Annotated in this window: 13 protein-coding genes; all 13 read right to left on the minus strand. The window is 75.1% G+C overall.

The window, feature by feature from the left end:
• Positions 1-2: 2 nt before the first annotated feature.
• The 13 genes from ALMP_RS35725 to ALMP_RS35785 all read right to left on the minus strand — a co-directional run bounded on the left by ALMP_RS35725 (position 3) and on the right by ALMP_RS35785 (position 13,688).
• Positions 3-995: a hypothetical protein gene (locus tag ALMP_RS35725; protein ID WP_264935927.1), complete on the minus strand. Its 993-nt coding sequence runs from the start codon at positions 993-995 to the stop codon at positions 3-5.
• On the minus strand, positions 992-2,935 hold the full coding sequence (locus ALMP_RS35730; RefSeq protein ID WP_264935928.1) for a ferritin-like domain-containing protein: 1,944 nt from the start codon (positions 2,933-2,935) through the stop codon (positions 992-994). Before ALMP_RS35730 ends, ALMP_RS35725 begins: the two co-directional genes overlap by 4 nt.
• Before the next feature lie 11 nt (positions 2,936-2,946).
• Positions 2,947-4,371: a radical SAM/SPASM domain-containing protein gene (locus ALMP_RS35735; RefSeq protein ID WP_264935929.1), complete on the minus strand. Its 1,425-nt coding sequence runs from the start codon at positions 4,369-4,371 to the stop codon at positions 2,947-2,949.
• Positions 4,368-5,792, minus strand: a complete 1,425-nt coding sequence (locus ALMP_RS35740; RefSeq protein ID WP_264935930.1) for a hypothetical protein — start codon at positions 5,790-5,792, stop codon at positions 4,368-4,370. The genes ALMP_RS35735 and ALMP_RS35740 overlap by 4 nt, the downstream gene beginning before the upstream one ends.
• Before the next feature lie 127 nt (positions 5,793-5,919).
• A complete protein-coding gene (locus ALMP_RS35745) occupies positions 5,920-7,164 on the minus strand; it encodes a VWA-like domain-containing protein (RefSeq protein WP_264935931.1) in 1,245 nt (414 codons plus the stop codon).
• Positions 7,161-8,408: a MoxR family ATPase gene (locus ALMP_RS35750; protein WP_264935932.1), complete on the minus strand. Its 1,248-nt coding sequence runs from the start codon at positions 8,406-8,408 to the stop codon at positions 7,161-7,163. The genes ALMP_RS35745 and ALMP_RS35750 overlap by 4 nt, the downstream gene beginning before the upstream one ends.
• Before the next feature lie 131 nt (positions 8,409-8,539).
• Positions 8,540-9,946: a hypothetical protein gene (locus tag ALMP_RS35755; protein WP_264935933.1), complete on the minus strand. Its 1,407-nt coding sequence runs from the start codon at positions 9,944-9,946 to the stop codon at positions 8,540-8,542.
• 170 nt (positions 9,947-10,116) lie between these two features.
• A complete protein-coding gene (locus ALMP_RS35760; RefSeq protein ID WP_264935934.1) occupies positions 10,117-10,281 on the minus strand; it encodes a hypothetical protein in 165 nt (54 codons plus the stop codon).
• Between the two features lie 135 nt (positions 10,282-10,416).
• Positions 10,417-11,226: a thioesterase II family protein gene (locus tag ALMP_RS35765; RefSeq protein ID WP_264935935.1), complete on the minus strand. Its 810-nt coding sequence runs from the start codon at positions 11,224-11,226 to the stop codon at positions 10,417-10,419.
• A 35-nt stretch (positions 11,227-11,261) separates the two neighbouring features.
• Complete coding sequence (locus ALMP_RS35770) at positions 11,262-11,438, minus strand: hypothetical protein (RefSeq protein ID WP_264935937.1); 177 nt, start codon at positions 11,436-11,438, stop codon at positions 11,262-11,264.
• On the minus strand, positions 11,438-12,190 hold the full coding sequence (locus ALMP_RS35775; protein ID WP_264935938.1) for an SRPBCC domain-containing protein: 753 nt from the start codon (positions 12,188-12,190) through the stop codon (positions 11,438-11,440). Before ALMP_RS35775 ends, ALMP_RS35770 begins: the two co-directional genes overlap by 1 nt.
• Before the next feature lie 5 nt (positions 12,191-12,195).
• A complete protein-coding gene (locus tag ALMP_RS35780; RefSeq protein ID WP_264935940.1) occupies positions 12,196-13,458 on the minus strand; it encodes a cytochrome P450 in 1,263 nt (420 codons plus the stop codon).
• A complete protein-coding gene (locus ALMP_RS35785) occupies positions 13,455-13,688 on the minus strand; it encodes an MbtH family protein (protein WP_264935951.1) in 234 nt (77 codons plus the stop codon). Before ALMP_RS35785 ends, ALMP_RS35780 begins: the two co-directional genes overlap by 4 nt.
• Between the last annotated feature and the right edge of the window lie 52 nt (positions 13,689-13,740).

Below are 13,740 nucleotides of genomic sequence, written 5' to 3' on the forward strand. Positions count from 1 at the left end.
GCTCACGGGGCCGGCTGCGCCAGAGGCGCCCGCGGTCGCAGCGCGCGACGGGTGGCGTCGATCTCGTCCCGCCAGGCACCGGTGGGGAAAGCGGTCTCGTACAGCCGCAGGCAGGTGCGCAAGTGGTCGTGGAAGGCGACGCGCAGACGCCTCGTGTAGTGGGCGCACAGCCCGGAGGCCGGGCGGCCGCGCGCGGCGGCGTCGATCACCGAGGCGGCGAGGATCGCGGTGCGCAGGGCCTGTGCGGTGCCGGTGCCGCTGAGCGGGTCCTGGCGCAGGGCCCCCGCGCCCACGACCAGCCGCCCCGGTTCGCCCGCGGCGGGTGGGCGGGCCGGGGCGAGGTGGACCCTGGGGGCGGCGGCCAGGGCCACGACGGTGCTGGGCGGACCGCCCAGCCGGTCGGCGAGGCCGGACTCGCCGAGGATCCGCTCCAGCAGTGCGGCCGGGTGGGCGGCCGGTCCGGGCACCATGGCCTGCACGAGGCAGTCGTCGCCGCCGAGCGGGGTGAGGTGGACCCAGCCCAGCTCGGCGCAGCCCAGTTCGGCGGTGGACCGGTCGCGCCTGCGCCGCAGCGGGGCGGTGCCCGCCAGCAGCGACCGCCGCCCGGCGCTCAGCAGCGCGGACCCGTCCGTGGGGGCGGCCGCGGTCACCGTCCACGCGGGCGGGTCGGTGGACCGGTTCCCCGGGCCGAGGCGGTCCCGTATCCGGGCGGTCAGCTCGGCGCCGTCCACGGCCCGGGCCGGCTGGGGGAACCGGGTGGGCTTGGCGCCGCTCCCCCAGCGCACCCGACGGTGGCTGAGGGACCGGCCGCCGTCGAGGAGCCGGTCGTCCCAGAGGGAGCCGAGGAGCTCCAGGGTCGGTCCGGTCAGCAGCAGCGGGCGGGCACCGCCCGGGGCCGGGGGCGCGGCCAGCCGGAACCGGTGCCCGCGCTCGGCCAGCAGCCGGGCGCAGGTCAGCTCGGCCAGCCCCGATCCGGCGATGTCGACCAGGGTCACCCGCCGTTCCCCTCCGCGCGGGTGAGCGCCGCGAGCAGGCCCGAGGTGTCGGCCTGATGGCGGACCACCATCGCCCGCAGCGCCGGTTCGCCCAGGGCGCCGATGGCCTCGCGGGCGCGGGCTGCCGCTTCGGCCGCCTCCCGGGTGAGCCATCCGTCGGCGCGCTGGACATCGGTGACCTTCTCGGCGGCCCGCCGGGCCTGGTCCGGCAGCGTGAAGCGCGGGCCCACCCCGCGCCGGGCGAGCACATGGTTGACCTCGTGCATGTTGGTCATCATGCGGCGGGACTGCGCCATCAGGGCCCCGGCGGCCGTGTCGAACCGTTCCAGCGAGGCCTGGAGAGCCCCGATGAGCATGGCGTAGTACTCGTCGCTGAGGGCGAGCAGCTCGCGCTCCAGGACGCCCGGCGCGGTGTCCAGCGGGCGCAGGTACTGCTCCTCGGTGAGGCCGGCCAGATGCCGCTGGACCGCCCGGAAGCGGCGGTAGTGGTCGCCGCCCTCGTCGATGATGAGTTTGATCAGATGGGCGAGCCGGTCACCGTCGCGGAACTGCTCGATCTGGCGCACGACGGACGCGTGCAGCCTGACGTACATGCCGTCGAGGCTGGTGGGCGGCGCGGGGTCGGCCGGGTCGGCCGTGAAGGTGCGGCTCGGGGCCTCCACGTCGACGAACCACTGCAGGCGCCGTTCGGTGAGCGGCTCCAGCGAGAACCGGTGGTCGGTCTCCCGCTCGATGACCTCGGCGCGGTCGAGGACGGGCCGCCGTCCCAGCATGGCGAGTGCCTCGTTGACCCAGCGCAGGTGGCGCATCTCGTCGACGGCGACGGCGAACACCTCCTGGCCCGCGGCGTGGGCGCGGCGGGTGAGTTCGTCCGCGCTGCGGGGCAGCCGCAGTGGCGCGTCGAGCGAGTAGTGGGCGTACAGGTACTCCACGCACAGCGCGTGCTCGACCCCGGCCAGGGTCGTCAGCTCGTCGGCGACCTGCTCGGGGGTCAGCAGGTCACCGGTGGCAGGGGCGGGCATGGTCCAGGGGGAACCGGTGCTCGGCTCCGGCTGCTCGCGGTCGTCGAGGACGACGGGCAGGACGTTCCAGTTGCTGATCACCTCCGGCCAGGTGAACTCCAGCTCCCGGCGCTGCCCCTGGTCGTCGCTGGGCAGATCGGGCGTGGGCCTGCGGTCCCGGCGCAGGAAGTTGATCTCGGGGACGGATCCGTCGGCGCTGCTGGTGACGTCCGGTTTGGAGGCCGCCCAGTAGAAGCAGCCGCAGTCGCGGAAGTCGTACTGCCAGGGCGCGCACAGGCTTCGGGTGAGTTCCCCGGGCGCGTAGACGTCCGGGTCGATCACGCCGTCGTCGTCCAGGTAGCGGGCCCGGTCGGCGGTCAGCACGGCGGCTTCGACCTGGCCTTCCGGATCGCGTTGGACGAAGCTGGTGGCGTTGGTGCGCAGGCCGTTGAGGTCGCGCAGGGCGTCGGCGACGACGGGCACGAGCGTGGCGCCGGTGGCGACCTGCGGTCCGAGCACCACCGCGATCGGGCCGGGCAGCAGGTCGTGGACGTGGCGCCACACGTCCAGCCCGCTCATTCCCTCGCAGTTGACCGTGGGTGCCTGCTGTTCGGTCTGGTCGACGGTGGTGCGCCCGCACACGGCCCGTACGAACAGGGGCCGCTCGTCGGTCAGGTCGGCGTCGGTCAGCCCCTGCGCGAGGGCCGGATCGCCGGTGAAGGCCAGCACGCGGGCGCCCTCGTCCCGGTGGAAGTCGACCCGCAGGCCGGGGAGGAAGCCGGTGTCGAGGTTGCGCTGGTCGAACTCCAGGCCGGGGAAGCAGTTGTCGACGCCGCTCTCGGGGCGGGTGCCGGAGGGGTTGCCGCGCACCAGGTAGTCCGCCCGTGCGGTGAGGTTGCGCGGAAAGAACTTCCCGTCGGGGGCCGGAAGGTCGGGCATGGGGGGCTCCTTCAGACGAGTCCGGCGGCGCCGGCGCCGCCTGCGAGGATGGGGGCCGGCTCCGGCGGCCGTCGGAAGAACTCGGGTGCCGCCTGGGTGAGTTCGGCGTAGGCCCGGAGGCAGAAGGCGAGCCAGCCGCGGATGTAGTCGCAGCCCGGCCGTCCCCGTCGGCTCACCTCGTGGTAGCAGCCGCCCCCGCACAGGTACCGGGCCCAGCAGGAACGGCAGGGTTGCGCACGGTCGACATGGCGGGCCGCCAGATGGCCGCGGCGCGCCTCGGCGTCCGGGCCGTCGGTGACCGAGCCCATGGCGAAGGCGGGGTCGTCGACCAGGCGGTGGCAGGCGTACAGCCCGCCCTCCGCCGACGCGCTGAGGTAGCCGGCGCCGGCGCCGCAGGGGTAGGGACGGTGAGTGCCCCGGTGCAACTGGTGCAGGGCGGTGGTGAGGTTCCCGAAGGGATAGTGCCGCCCGGCCGACCACTCCCCCAGGGCGCGCTCGCCGCACTCCACCATCTGCTCCAGGAAGCCGGTGAACGTCGCCGCGTCGATCTCGTAGGCCGGATCGGGGGCGCTGACCACGGCGGCGAAGCCGACGTCGTCGAAGCCGAGTCCGACGCCGTGTTCCAGCACGTCCAGGAGCCGGGCCGTGCGCGGGGTGACGCTCACCCGGGCGGCCAGATGGCGTGGCCGGCCGTGGCGGGCGAGCACGTCCAGGCCGGCCCGCAGCCGGTCGTAGGCGCTCGCGCCGCCCGGTGCGCGGCGCAGCGCGTCATGGCCGGCCCGGTCGCCGTCCAGGCTGACCGTGACGGTGAAGGGGTGCTCGGCGAAGAGCCGGGCGTCCTGCGGGCGCACGGTGGTGAGGTTGGTGGTGAGGGAGAAGCGGACCGGGTGCCCGCTGTCCGCGCCGGCCCGTACCGCGTAGCCCACGACGTCGTGGATCAGGTCGCGGGCGAGCAGGGGTTCGCCGCCCATGAAGCCGACCACCACGTCGGCTCCGGGTGCGGCCTCGGACAGCAGCCGGTCGACCGCGGCGTACGCCGTGTGGCGGGGCATCGCGCGGGCGGCGCCGCCGAAGCGTCCCTCGTCGGCGTAGCAGTGGCCGCAGCTGAGGTTGCAGGCCTGCATCACGTTGAGCGAGAGGGAGGACAGCGCGGGCGGGTCGAGGGGCGTGCCGTCGATCCGCCGCTGGTCCCACAGCGGCAGTCCGAGTTCACGGGCGAGGTCGTCGAGCGAGCCGCCGGGCGCGTCGGCCCCTCGCTCCAGCCGGGCGGCGACCGGCTCGGGCAGGTCGTAGATCCGGCTGCCGTCGGCGACGAACAGGTGCGCGCCGTGCGCGCTGCGGAAGACCTTGAACTCGGCGCTTCCCCCGGGTGGCCGAGGGCTCGGCGGCATCTGTTCGGCGGGCGGGCGGCGGCCGATGCGGAGCAGGACCGTCATGTGTTCGGCTCCGTGTTCTCGCGCAGCCTGGCGGCCCAGCCGACCAGCAGGTCGTACTGGCGGCGCGTCAGGTGCATGGGGTACGCGTCGGAGCCGCGCATGCCGCTGGGCATCTGCTGGTTGTAGAACCGCGAGGAGCGCAGGGAGTTGCCGCCCTCGGCGGCGAGGACGGCGGGCCGGCGGACCACCTGCTCGATGAGACCGGGCTGTTCACGGATCATGTCCTCGAGCACTTCCAGGGCCACGAACCGGCGGTGGCGGCGCCGACCGCGCTCGGTGAGGGCGAGCAGCAGCCCGAGCAACGGCTGCGGCGGGTCGAAGGCGAGGGCACGCGCGTCCGCCCGCGACACGTTCAGCTCGGGGGCGATGACGGCGTTCGTCCGGGCCGCCCGCTCGTTCTGCACGTCGACGTTGACGCCGCTCATGGTCTCCAGCACCCGTTCGAACAGGTCGCGGACCTCCAGGGCGGTCTGCCGCTCGTCAGCCAGGTAGTCGGGCCGGTGCACCTCCTCCCGCTTGACCCGGTCGGTCAGACCGTCGGCCAGGGAGACGAACGGTCTGCGGTCCGGGGTGAAGTCGGGCGGCGCGGACACGATCCGCGCGATGGCGGACAGCCCGCCGGGCAGCCGGACGGTGACGGTGCCGTCGCAGACGTCGTCGACGAGGCCCAGACTGACGCCGTTCTCCGCGCCCCCGAACAGCGCGCCGGGCACGGTGCGCGGGTCGGCCGTGCTGGGCGCGAAGCCCACCCATGCCGCCGCCGGGTTGAGGATGCGGCGCTCCGCCGGGATCTCGTACCTCCTGGTGCGTTCCGTCAGATCCCGCGGTCCGTACACGACGCCGGTCCCGGGGGTGAACCGCAGGCGCAGCTCCGGGAGGGCGGGGTTGGGCACGGGCAGCTGCACCACGCCGAGCGGGATGCTGCTGCCGGGCGGCACCAGCGCGTCCTCGCCCTGGGGTGAGCGCCCGGCCAGGACGTGCCGCCCGTGGTCGTCGCCGGTGACCTCGACGCGGGCCTCGACCCGGTCGCCGTCCCGCTGGGTGAGGTGGTGCGCCTTGAGGTTGGCGACGGAGATCTCCCAGCGGACGTCGGCCAGGCTGAGCCCGGACTCGGCGAGCTGTCGCTCGGTCACGGGCCCGCTGTCGGAGCGTCCGTCGACGGTCCACCGCCCGTGCAGCTCGAAGTACGGGCACACCGGCCGCCAGCCCGTCTCGTCCTTGAACCGCACGCTCTGCGGTACGCGCTCGCTGAGCGTCCCGTCCTCGGCGAGGTCCAGGGTGACGTCCGGGACGACGGTGGTCTTGCCCGTGCCGCGTGGTGTGAGGTCGCTCGGCCCCCAGCGGTAGTTGTCGCACGGGACGGGAGAGGGGCCCACCCGGGCGAAGGCGAGCGGCGGGTGAAGCCAGAGTCGTTCGATCACCGGCTACTCCTTGCGGTCGGTAGGGGCGGAGGGGCACGAGGGATCCCCAGGCGGCGCGAGGTGCGGCACACCCCGCACCGTGACTCATTGTACACGATCAGTGACTCTATGTGATCAATCATGGGGGTCATTCTCCGATGGTCACCACGCGGGCCCACTCGGGAGGCGCGTCCGGCACGTAGTCGGGGTCGTTCTCGTGCCACGGGCGCGTCGCCGCCCGCCGGGGGAACAGACCGACCACGGTCCGGCAGGGCGGTCGCGTCGTCGGCCAGGGTGTCTGGCCGTCGGTGAGGACCACCACGACGTCGGGGGCGGGCCGCGCCCGCAGCGCCTTGGTGAAGCCCGTGCGCAGGTCCGTACCGCCGCCGCCGGTCAGCGCGATGCCCTCGGCGCGGCACAGCGGGTGCGCGACGCGGGCCGCCGCGTCGCAGGACATCACGGTGACCAGGTCGCGCCGGCCGCCCACGGCCCGGGAGATCGCGGTGACCTCCAGTAGGGCGCTGCCCAGTTCGGTGTCGCTGACCGACCCGGAGGTGTCGATGATCACGCAGACGCGGGGCGGTCTGCGCCGCAGGCTCGGCAGCACCGCGCCGGGCACCGCGGCCGAACGTCGCGCGGGCCGGCCGTAGGTGTAGTCCTCGCCCGCGCCGCCCGCGGAGGCCGCCGAACGGACCGCCGCCCCGAGCAGATCCCGCCAGGGCTGCGGCGGGTGGAACGCCTCCTCCGCCCATCGTCGCCAGCCCCTCGGCGCCGTCCCGGGGCGGGCGGTGATGCCCTGCGCCACCCGGAAGCGGACCGCGTCCCGCTCCTGGGCGCTGAGGCCGTGGGCGCCGTCCGGGCCGAGGTCCCACTCCCGGTCCAGCCCGTCGGCGCCGCTGCCGCAGTCCAGCCAGGCCAGGTCCCCCGTGTGCTGCCCCAGCCGGAAGCAGCGCAGGTAGTCCTCCATCAGCTGACCCTCGGGCAGCCCCAGCGTGTCCGGGCCGACGGCGCCCGCGGGCCGGATCAGGCCCTCGCCGAACGCGTCGTCGTTGATCTCGCAGTCGGCGGCGATGTTCATCCGCAGGCGTTCGCCCGCTCCGGTCAGCCCGCGCTCGCGGGCCACCCGGTCACTGCGTCCGTGGTGGTCGCGCAGCAGGTGCGACACCTCGTGCACCCACACTCCGGCGAGGTCCTCCACCGGTGTGCGGGCCACGAAGGCGGGCGAGACGTAGCACCGCCAGTGCCGGTCGACGGCCATGGTCGGCACCTGCCGCGACTCCACCGGGTGCAGGGCGAACAGCGCCGTCGCCAGATAGGGACGGACCCGGACGGCGTGCAGGCGGGCGGCGAAGAGCTTGTCGAGGTCCAGGGCGCCGGGCGCGTCCGCCGTCATCGGCCGGCCTTGGCGGCGGCGGTGCGGGCGGCCGCCCGGTCCGCCCGCCGGGACACGTCCACCGCTCCGGCGAGCCGCTCGATCGACGCCGGGACGTCCCAGTCGTCGCGGCGCAGGGAGGCGAGCGTGGTGGCGGGGACGACCACCAGGTCGGGGGCTCCGCTCTCGACCGCCCGGACCATCAACGTCCACGCCGCGTCCCAGCGGGACCTGTCCGGCTGCTTGCGGACCGCGGCGACCACGGCGTCCAGGACGGCCTGCCGCAGGTCTCCCCGCTCGGGCAGCTCGGCCCCGGCCGGGTCGGCGAGCAGCAGCTCGGGGTCGGGCAGGTCCATCCGGTCCACGCTCGCCAGCAGTTCCAGTCCGGGGCCGTCGCCGACCGTGCCCCGGACCAGGAGGGAGAGCACCTCCCGGGAGGAGCCGGCGGCGGTCGCGAAGGCGATCAGTCGCAGGGTCATCTCCCAGCTGCGGGGCGACGGCCAGGGACCGCCCCGGCGGGCCTCGCCGCTGGGCAGCCGGTGCACGAGCCCCGGCCGCGCGGCGAGCAGCCCGCACACCGCGCGGCGGGCGAAGTCCACGGCCTGCGGCAGCCGTCCGGGGTCGAGCCGGGGCAGTGTCGCCCGGGGCCAGGTCCCGCCGAGTCCGCGTACGACGACCTCATGGTCGTGGGCCCACTGGACGTGGACGAACCGGTTGGCCAGGGGCGGGCTGAGTTCCCAGCCGTCGGCCGCCGAGGCCCGCGGGTTGGCCGCCGCCACGATCCGCACGCCGGGCGGCAGCCGCAGGGCGCCGATGCGCCGTTCCAGCACCAGGCGGAGCAGGGCGGCCTGGACGGCCGGCGGAGCGGTGGACAGCTCGTCCAGGAACAGCAGGCCCCGGCCGGCCCGGACCAGGCGGACCGCCCAGTCCGGCGGGGCCATCGGGACGCCCTGCTCGGCGGGATCGTCCCCGACGACGGGCAGCCCGGAGAAGTCGGACGGCTCGTGCACGCTGGCGATCACGGTGGTCAGCGGCAGGTCCAGGGCCTCGGCGAGCTGGGTCAGGGCCGCGGTCTTGCCGATCCCCGGCTCACCCCACAGCAGGACGGGCAGGTCGGCGGCGACGGCCAGGGTCAGGGCCTCCAGTTGCGTGTCGGGACGGGGTTCGGTGGTGGTCCGGCGCAGCAGGGCCAGCAGGTCGCCGGCGACGTCCAGCTGGGAGTCGGCGGCCGGGTCGGAGAGGGTGGACGCGGTGCACGTGGGCATGTTTCATCACCTTCGGGTTCGTGGGCGGTGTTCGTGAACAGGGCGTCGTGAGCGGGGTGCGTGAGCGGGGTCGGTCAGCGGCATTCGTCAGCGGGCGTACGCGGACAGGGACCGAGGGCCAGGCCGGTGGGTCAGTGGAAGGTCGCGTGGCGCGGGCGTCGGCGCCGGTCAAGGGGACGGCCGGCGTCCGCGGACCCGTGCTCGGACCGATGTCCGGCGAGGCCCGCCCGGAACAGTCCGTAGGCGATCCGCCGCCGCGCGGCGTCCTCCAGCGCGTCCCGCAGCGCGCCGTCGCGCAGCAGGACGTCGGGGCCGAGCAGGCCCTCGACGACGGCCAGCGCGCCGGCCGTGTCGCCGTGCTGGAGGCGTTCACGGACCCCGGCCAGGCAGTCGGGGCGGCGGTGCGCCTCGTCGACGGCCCGCAGACAGGGCAGCGGCGGGCCGCCGAGCGCGGCCAGCAGCTCCTCGCGGCGGATCTCGTCCGGGTCGTGGTCCAGCGGGGCCAGCACCCCGTCGACCAGGCCGATGTGGTGCCGGGCCCCTCTGCACTCCACGAGGCGTGCGGGTGCCGCCGGGTCCTCGGTGCGGGGGCGGACGGCCGACGGGTGGCCCGGGACCAGGGCGGACGCGACCAGCGGATGCAGCCGGTCGGCGTCGATCGCTCCGGCGCGCAGCAGGTCCAGGTCGGGCAGGGTCCAGGTCGCCGCGTCGGGCAGGACCGGCAGGGGCCGGGAGCCGTCGTCCGGTGCCGCCGCCGTGATCCGGGGCACGGGCGGCCCGGCGTGGGCCGGGTCCGCGTCCGTCTCCACGTCCAGGACCAGTCGGTGGCGGGATCCCAACCGCACGGCGACGCGACCGGCGGGCCGTGACTCGGCGCGCAGGAGGATCGCGGCCTCGGCCGCCCAGCGGTCGACGGCGCGGCCGTCCCCCGGCGGCAGCGTCCCCCACAGGTCGGGGTCCGCTCCGGCGTGCTCGTCCGGCGGCGGCCGGTCGGCCCCCGAACGGACCCGGAGCTCCTCGGCCCTGCGCACGTCCCACAGGTGGCGGTGCAGATCGAGGCGGAAGCGTCGGCTGGGCAGCGGGTGCGGGTGGCGGCGGGCGCCGTCGTCGGCCCGGGAGCCGTCCCACAGAGCGAGGCTGATCCGCTGGCCGGCGTCCGCCCAGGCGGGTGGGGTCCGCGCCACGAGGTGCACGGGGGGCGCGTCGTCGCGTCCGGTGGCGTAGCGGGCCAGGGTGAGGGTCAGGCCCGGGCGCAGCAGGCCGTCGGGGGCGATCCTGGGCATGTGCCAGCGCAGCAGGTCGGGCGCCAGGTGCCGCAGGTCGGCGCGGATCCGGTCGGCGAGGTCGCGGCCATGGGCGCGGGCCACGGAACGCGGATGGAGGTCGACGTCGAAGCCCGCGGCGGCGCACGCCCCCGCCCAGTCGCCGGCCCGACGACGGGCGGTCGCGGTCTCGATCATGGGGGGCGGCACGGCGTACTCACGCACACGCGGCCAGAAGGAAAGGAGGGGATTCCCGTTCGCGAGGTGAGTGGCCATCAGCACTCACCTTGCGTGGACGGGACCCCCAATCTGTCAACGGAGGAAGTCGTCATCGCGGGGAGCATAGCTCCAACGCCCGGGCCTCGCCACGGTAATTGGCGGTCGGCTCCGTGGCCGACGGGCAGCCCGGTCCGTGCGGGGGCCGGGGGTCCCCGCACGGCGGCCGGTCACACCCGCACGGCCGGCCTCGGCAGACGCGGCGGGGTGCCGGGGACGACGATACGGCGCGGGCTCTCCGGGCCTTCCGCGAGGCACATGTCCGGGTGCCGGTCCAGCGGGGTGCTGTCGCGCAGTCCCTCGCGGACGTCCTCGAAGCGGGTGACGAGCCACACGGGCGGGCTGTCGTTCAGCCAGGCCCGGACGACGGGTCCCTGTTCGAGCTCCGCCGTGGCCGCCGGCGGGGTCGGCGGGCAGTTCCGGTCCTAGGAGGTCCGGCTCTCCGGGCGGCCGGCGGGTGACCGGCGGTGTCATGTTTCAGCACGGGTGTCCCAGGAGGTGAGGCGGGCGGCGATGTCGGCCACGAGTTCCGCCTCGTGCGCGACGAGGTAGAAATGGTCGCCGGGGAACGAGCGCAGCTCGAAGCGTCCCGGTGCGGTGAGGTCCGCCCAGGCGTGGACGGTCTCCGCGCGGCAGCTGGTGTCGTCGCGGCCGGTGTACGCGGTGACGGGGGTGCGCAACGGGGTGGGGCGGGACGGGCAGTAGCTCTGGACGAGGCGGTAGTCGGCGCGCAGCGCGGGCAGCAGCAGCTCCCGGAGTTCGGGGATGTCGTAGACCTCCGACTGGTAGGCGCCGAGGCCCCGCACGGTGTCGACGAGGGCGTCGTCGTCGCCGTCGGGAACCGGGGCCGGGCGGGCGCGGTGGGGTGCGGCGCGCCCGGAGACGAAGAGGCGTTCGGGGCGCAGGCCGCGGGCCTCCAGGCGCAGCGCCACCTCGTAGGCGACGGCGGAGCCCATGCTGTGGCCGAAGAGGGTGAGCGGCAGCTCCGAGAGCGGGGCGAGGGCCTCGGTGACCGCGTCGGCCAGAGTGGTCATGTCCGTGATGCACGGTTCCATGAGGCGGTCCTGGCGGCCCGGGTAGCGTACGGCGAGGAGTTCGACGTCGTCGGGCAGATGGGCGGGCCAGCCGTGGAAGAGCTGGGCCGTGCCGCCGGCGTGCGGGAAGCACAGCAGCCGGCGGGCCGGGCGCGGGGCGCGGGAGCGGTGCACCCGGAACCAGCGGTCCGCCGGGTGCCGCCCGGAGGCGGGGTGCGCGACGGCCGTCGGGTGGGTCGGTGGCATGGTGGGGCGGTTCTCCTGGGACTGTGGTGCGGGGTTCAGCGGAAGGCGCCGAACTGGCGGGAGTCGAGCAGGGACAGGAAGTAGGGAAGCTTGTCGACGGCCCTCTTGGGCACGTAGGAGATCTGCACGGTGTCCCGCAGATGGTCGGTGACCACGAGCTTGAAGACGCCGTCCTCCTCGACGAGTTCGGCCGAGTACAGCGGTGTCTCCATCAGGCCGCCACCTCCGCCAGCCACTCGTCCCACGCGCGCGTGGCGTGGTCCGCGTCGGCGTCCGGTGCGAACAGGTGGTGGCCGAGCCGGACGGGCCAGTCCCAGCGGCTGCCGTCGTAGAAGCGGTACAGGGCGTCGTCGGTGCGCAGGCCGAGGAAGTCGGCGTCGCGGAAGTCCACCGTCGCCTCGACGGTCCCGCCGGGTTGGTGCGGCAGGGTCACCTTCAGGGCGTCCCCGGCGGCGGCCGTGGCGGGCACCCCCAGCCGTTCGTGTACGGCGGTGAAGGCGCCTGGGCCGACCGCGGGCCGGGGACGGGTCGCCTCGACGTAGACGGCGGGGCGACCGGCGAAGTGGCGGAGGTACTCGGCGAGGCTGTGCTGGTAGAAGTCGACGTGTTTCTCGGCGGCGTCGGCGCGGGTGTCCCAGCCGTCGTCGGGGGTGCCCGTGTGCACCCAGTGGATGGCCATGGAGAGCGTGGAGAGCGTGGCCCTTCCGTCGCCGTGCCGTTCGACGGCGTAGCTGAGGGTGTTGGTGAAACCGCCCTGGTCGGCGGTCCGGCAGGCGAATCTGCGGGGCGGCTCCCACTCGGTGACGGTGGCCGAGCCGCGGGAGACCGCGCCGCCCACGCGGGGCTCGATGTCCATCGGGTACAGCCAGCCGAGGTTGCCCTCGCCGGTGGTGAGCGCGTTCCACACCTGCTCGGGCGCGGCGGGCAGGACCTGCTCGCGGCGCACTCGGAACTCGCGGGGCATGCGGGTCACTTCCTTTCCTGGGTGCCGGGGACGGCGTCCGTGTAGGTGACGGGCAGCGCCGTCAGTCGGCGTTGCAGCGGGTTGGGCCGCCACTGGAGCCGGTCGTCGGGGACGGCCAGGCGCAGCCCGGGCAGTCGGCGCACGAGGGTGCCGATGGCCAGCTCGGTCTCCAGACGGGCCAGGGGCGCGCCGAGGCAGAAGTGCGGGCCGTGGCCGAAGCCCAGGTGGCGGTTGGCCGGGCGGGTCAGGTCGAAGCGGTCGGGGTGCGGGTGCCGGTCGGGGTCACGGCCCGCCGCGGCCAGCACGAGATAGACGAGGTCGCCCGCGGGCAGGGTGCGCCCGCCGAGGGTGACGTCCTCGGCGACGACGCGGACGATGGCCTGGGAGGGGCTGTCGTGCCGCACCGTCTCGTCGACGGCCGCGCGGATCAGCTCCGGGTCGGCGCGCAGTCGGGCCAGCTGGTCGGGGTGGCGCAGCAGGGCGAGGACGCCGTTGGCGATGAGGTTGGTGGTGGTCTCGTCGCCCGCGGTGATGAGCATGAAGCAGGTCGACAGCAGTTCGTCGTCGGTGAGCCGGTCGCCGCGGGCCTGCGCGGTGACCAGGGCGCTGATCAGGTCGTCGCCGGGTGCGGCGCGCCGTTGGGCGACGAGCCGGGTCAGATAGTCCTCGAAGTCCTCCACGACCCGCTCGGCGCGGGCGATGTCCTCGGTGATGCGGCCGAGGCCGCGGAACCACTCCGTGACATGGTCCCGGTCGGCCTCGGGGATGCCGAAGAGTTCGCAGACCACCGTGTGCGGCAGCGGCGCGGCGACGGCGGTGAGGAGGTCGGTGGGCGCCCCGGCGGCGACGGCGTCGTCGACGAGCCGGTCCACGACCGTGCCGATCCACCCGCGCAGCGTCGCGACGCGGCGGGCGGTGAACGCCTTGTTGACGAGTCCCCGCAGCCGCGCGTGGTCCGGCGGGTCGGTGTTGCTCATGACCCGCCCGAGCCGTGCGGTGAGCCGGCTGAGGTCCCGCATCCGGCCGTCCCGGGCCACCAGGGCCCGGGTCATCCGCTCACGGTCGTTGGACAGCCTCGGATCGGCGAGGGCCTGTTCGACGTCCGCGTGCCGGGTGAGGTACCAGACGCCCTGCGGGGCCCGGTACACCGGGCAGGTCCGCCGCATGCGGGCGTAGGTCGGGTACGGGTCGCGCCGGAACTCCTCGCTCTGCATGGCCGCCGCGAACTCGGCCGGATCCATGGCGACTCGGGGTGGGGCGGTGCTCACTGCTCGGCCCGCTCCCCCGCGCCGGCGTTCATCGCCTCGACGAGGCTCTTGGGGCGCATGTCGGTCCAGGTGCGTTCGACGTACTCCAGGCAGGCCTCGCGGGTGTCCTCGGGGTGGGCGACGCTCCAGCCGTCGGGGACGTCGGCGAAGGTGGGCCACAGCGAGTACTGCGCCTCGTCGTTGACGAGCACGAGGTAGGTGGCGTCCTGGTCCTCGAACGGGTTGTTCACGACTGGTTCTCCTGGTTGTTGTGCGGGGTGGGCCCGCCGGCCGGCGGGCGGG

It is taken from the genome of Streptomyces sp. A012304, from assembly GCF_026008495.1.
GTDB lineage: Bacteria > Actinomycetota > Actinomycetes > Streptomycetales > Streptomycetaceae > Streptomyces.

Bases quoted from the DNA above. Each gene is read 5' to 3' on its own strand.
- ALMP_RS35730 (WP_264935928.1), bottom strand. From the start codon at position 2,935: ATGCCCGACCTTCCGGCCCCCGACGGGAAGTTCTTTCCGCGCAACCTC.
- ALMP_RS35775 (WP_264935938.1), bottom strand. From the start codon at position 12,190: ATGCCCCGCGAGTTCCGAGTGCGCCGCGAGCAGGTCCTGCCCGCCGCG.
- ALMP_RS35735 (WP_264935929.1), bottom strand. From the start codon at position 4,371: ATGACGGTCCTGCTCCGCATCGGCCGCCGCCCGCCCGCCGAACAGATG.
- ALMP_RS35750 (WP_264935932.1), bottom strand. From the start codon at position 8,408: ATGCCCACGTGCACCGCGTCCACCCTCTCCGACCCGGCCGCCGACTCC.
- ALMP_RS35755 (WP_264935933.1), bottom strand. From the start codon at position 9,946: ATGGCCACTCACCTCGCGAACGGGAATCCCCTCCTTTCCTTCTGGCCG.
- ALMP_RS35770 (WP_264935937.1), bottom strand. From the start codon at position 11,438: ATGGAGACACCGCTGTACTCGGCCGAACTCGTCGAGGAGGACGGCGTC.
- ALMP_RS35745 (WP_264935931.1), bottom strand. From the start codon at position 7,164: ATGACGGCGGACGCGCCCGGCGCCCTGGACCTCGACAAGCTCTTCGCC.
- ALMP_RS35765 (WP_264935935.1), bottom strand. From the start codon at position 11,226: ATGCCACCGACCCACCCGACGGCCGTCGCGCACCCCGCCTCCGGGCGG.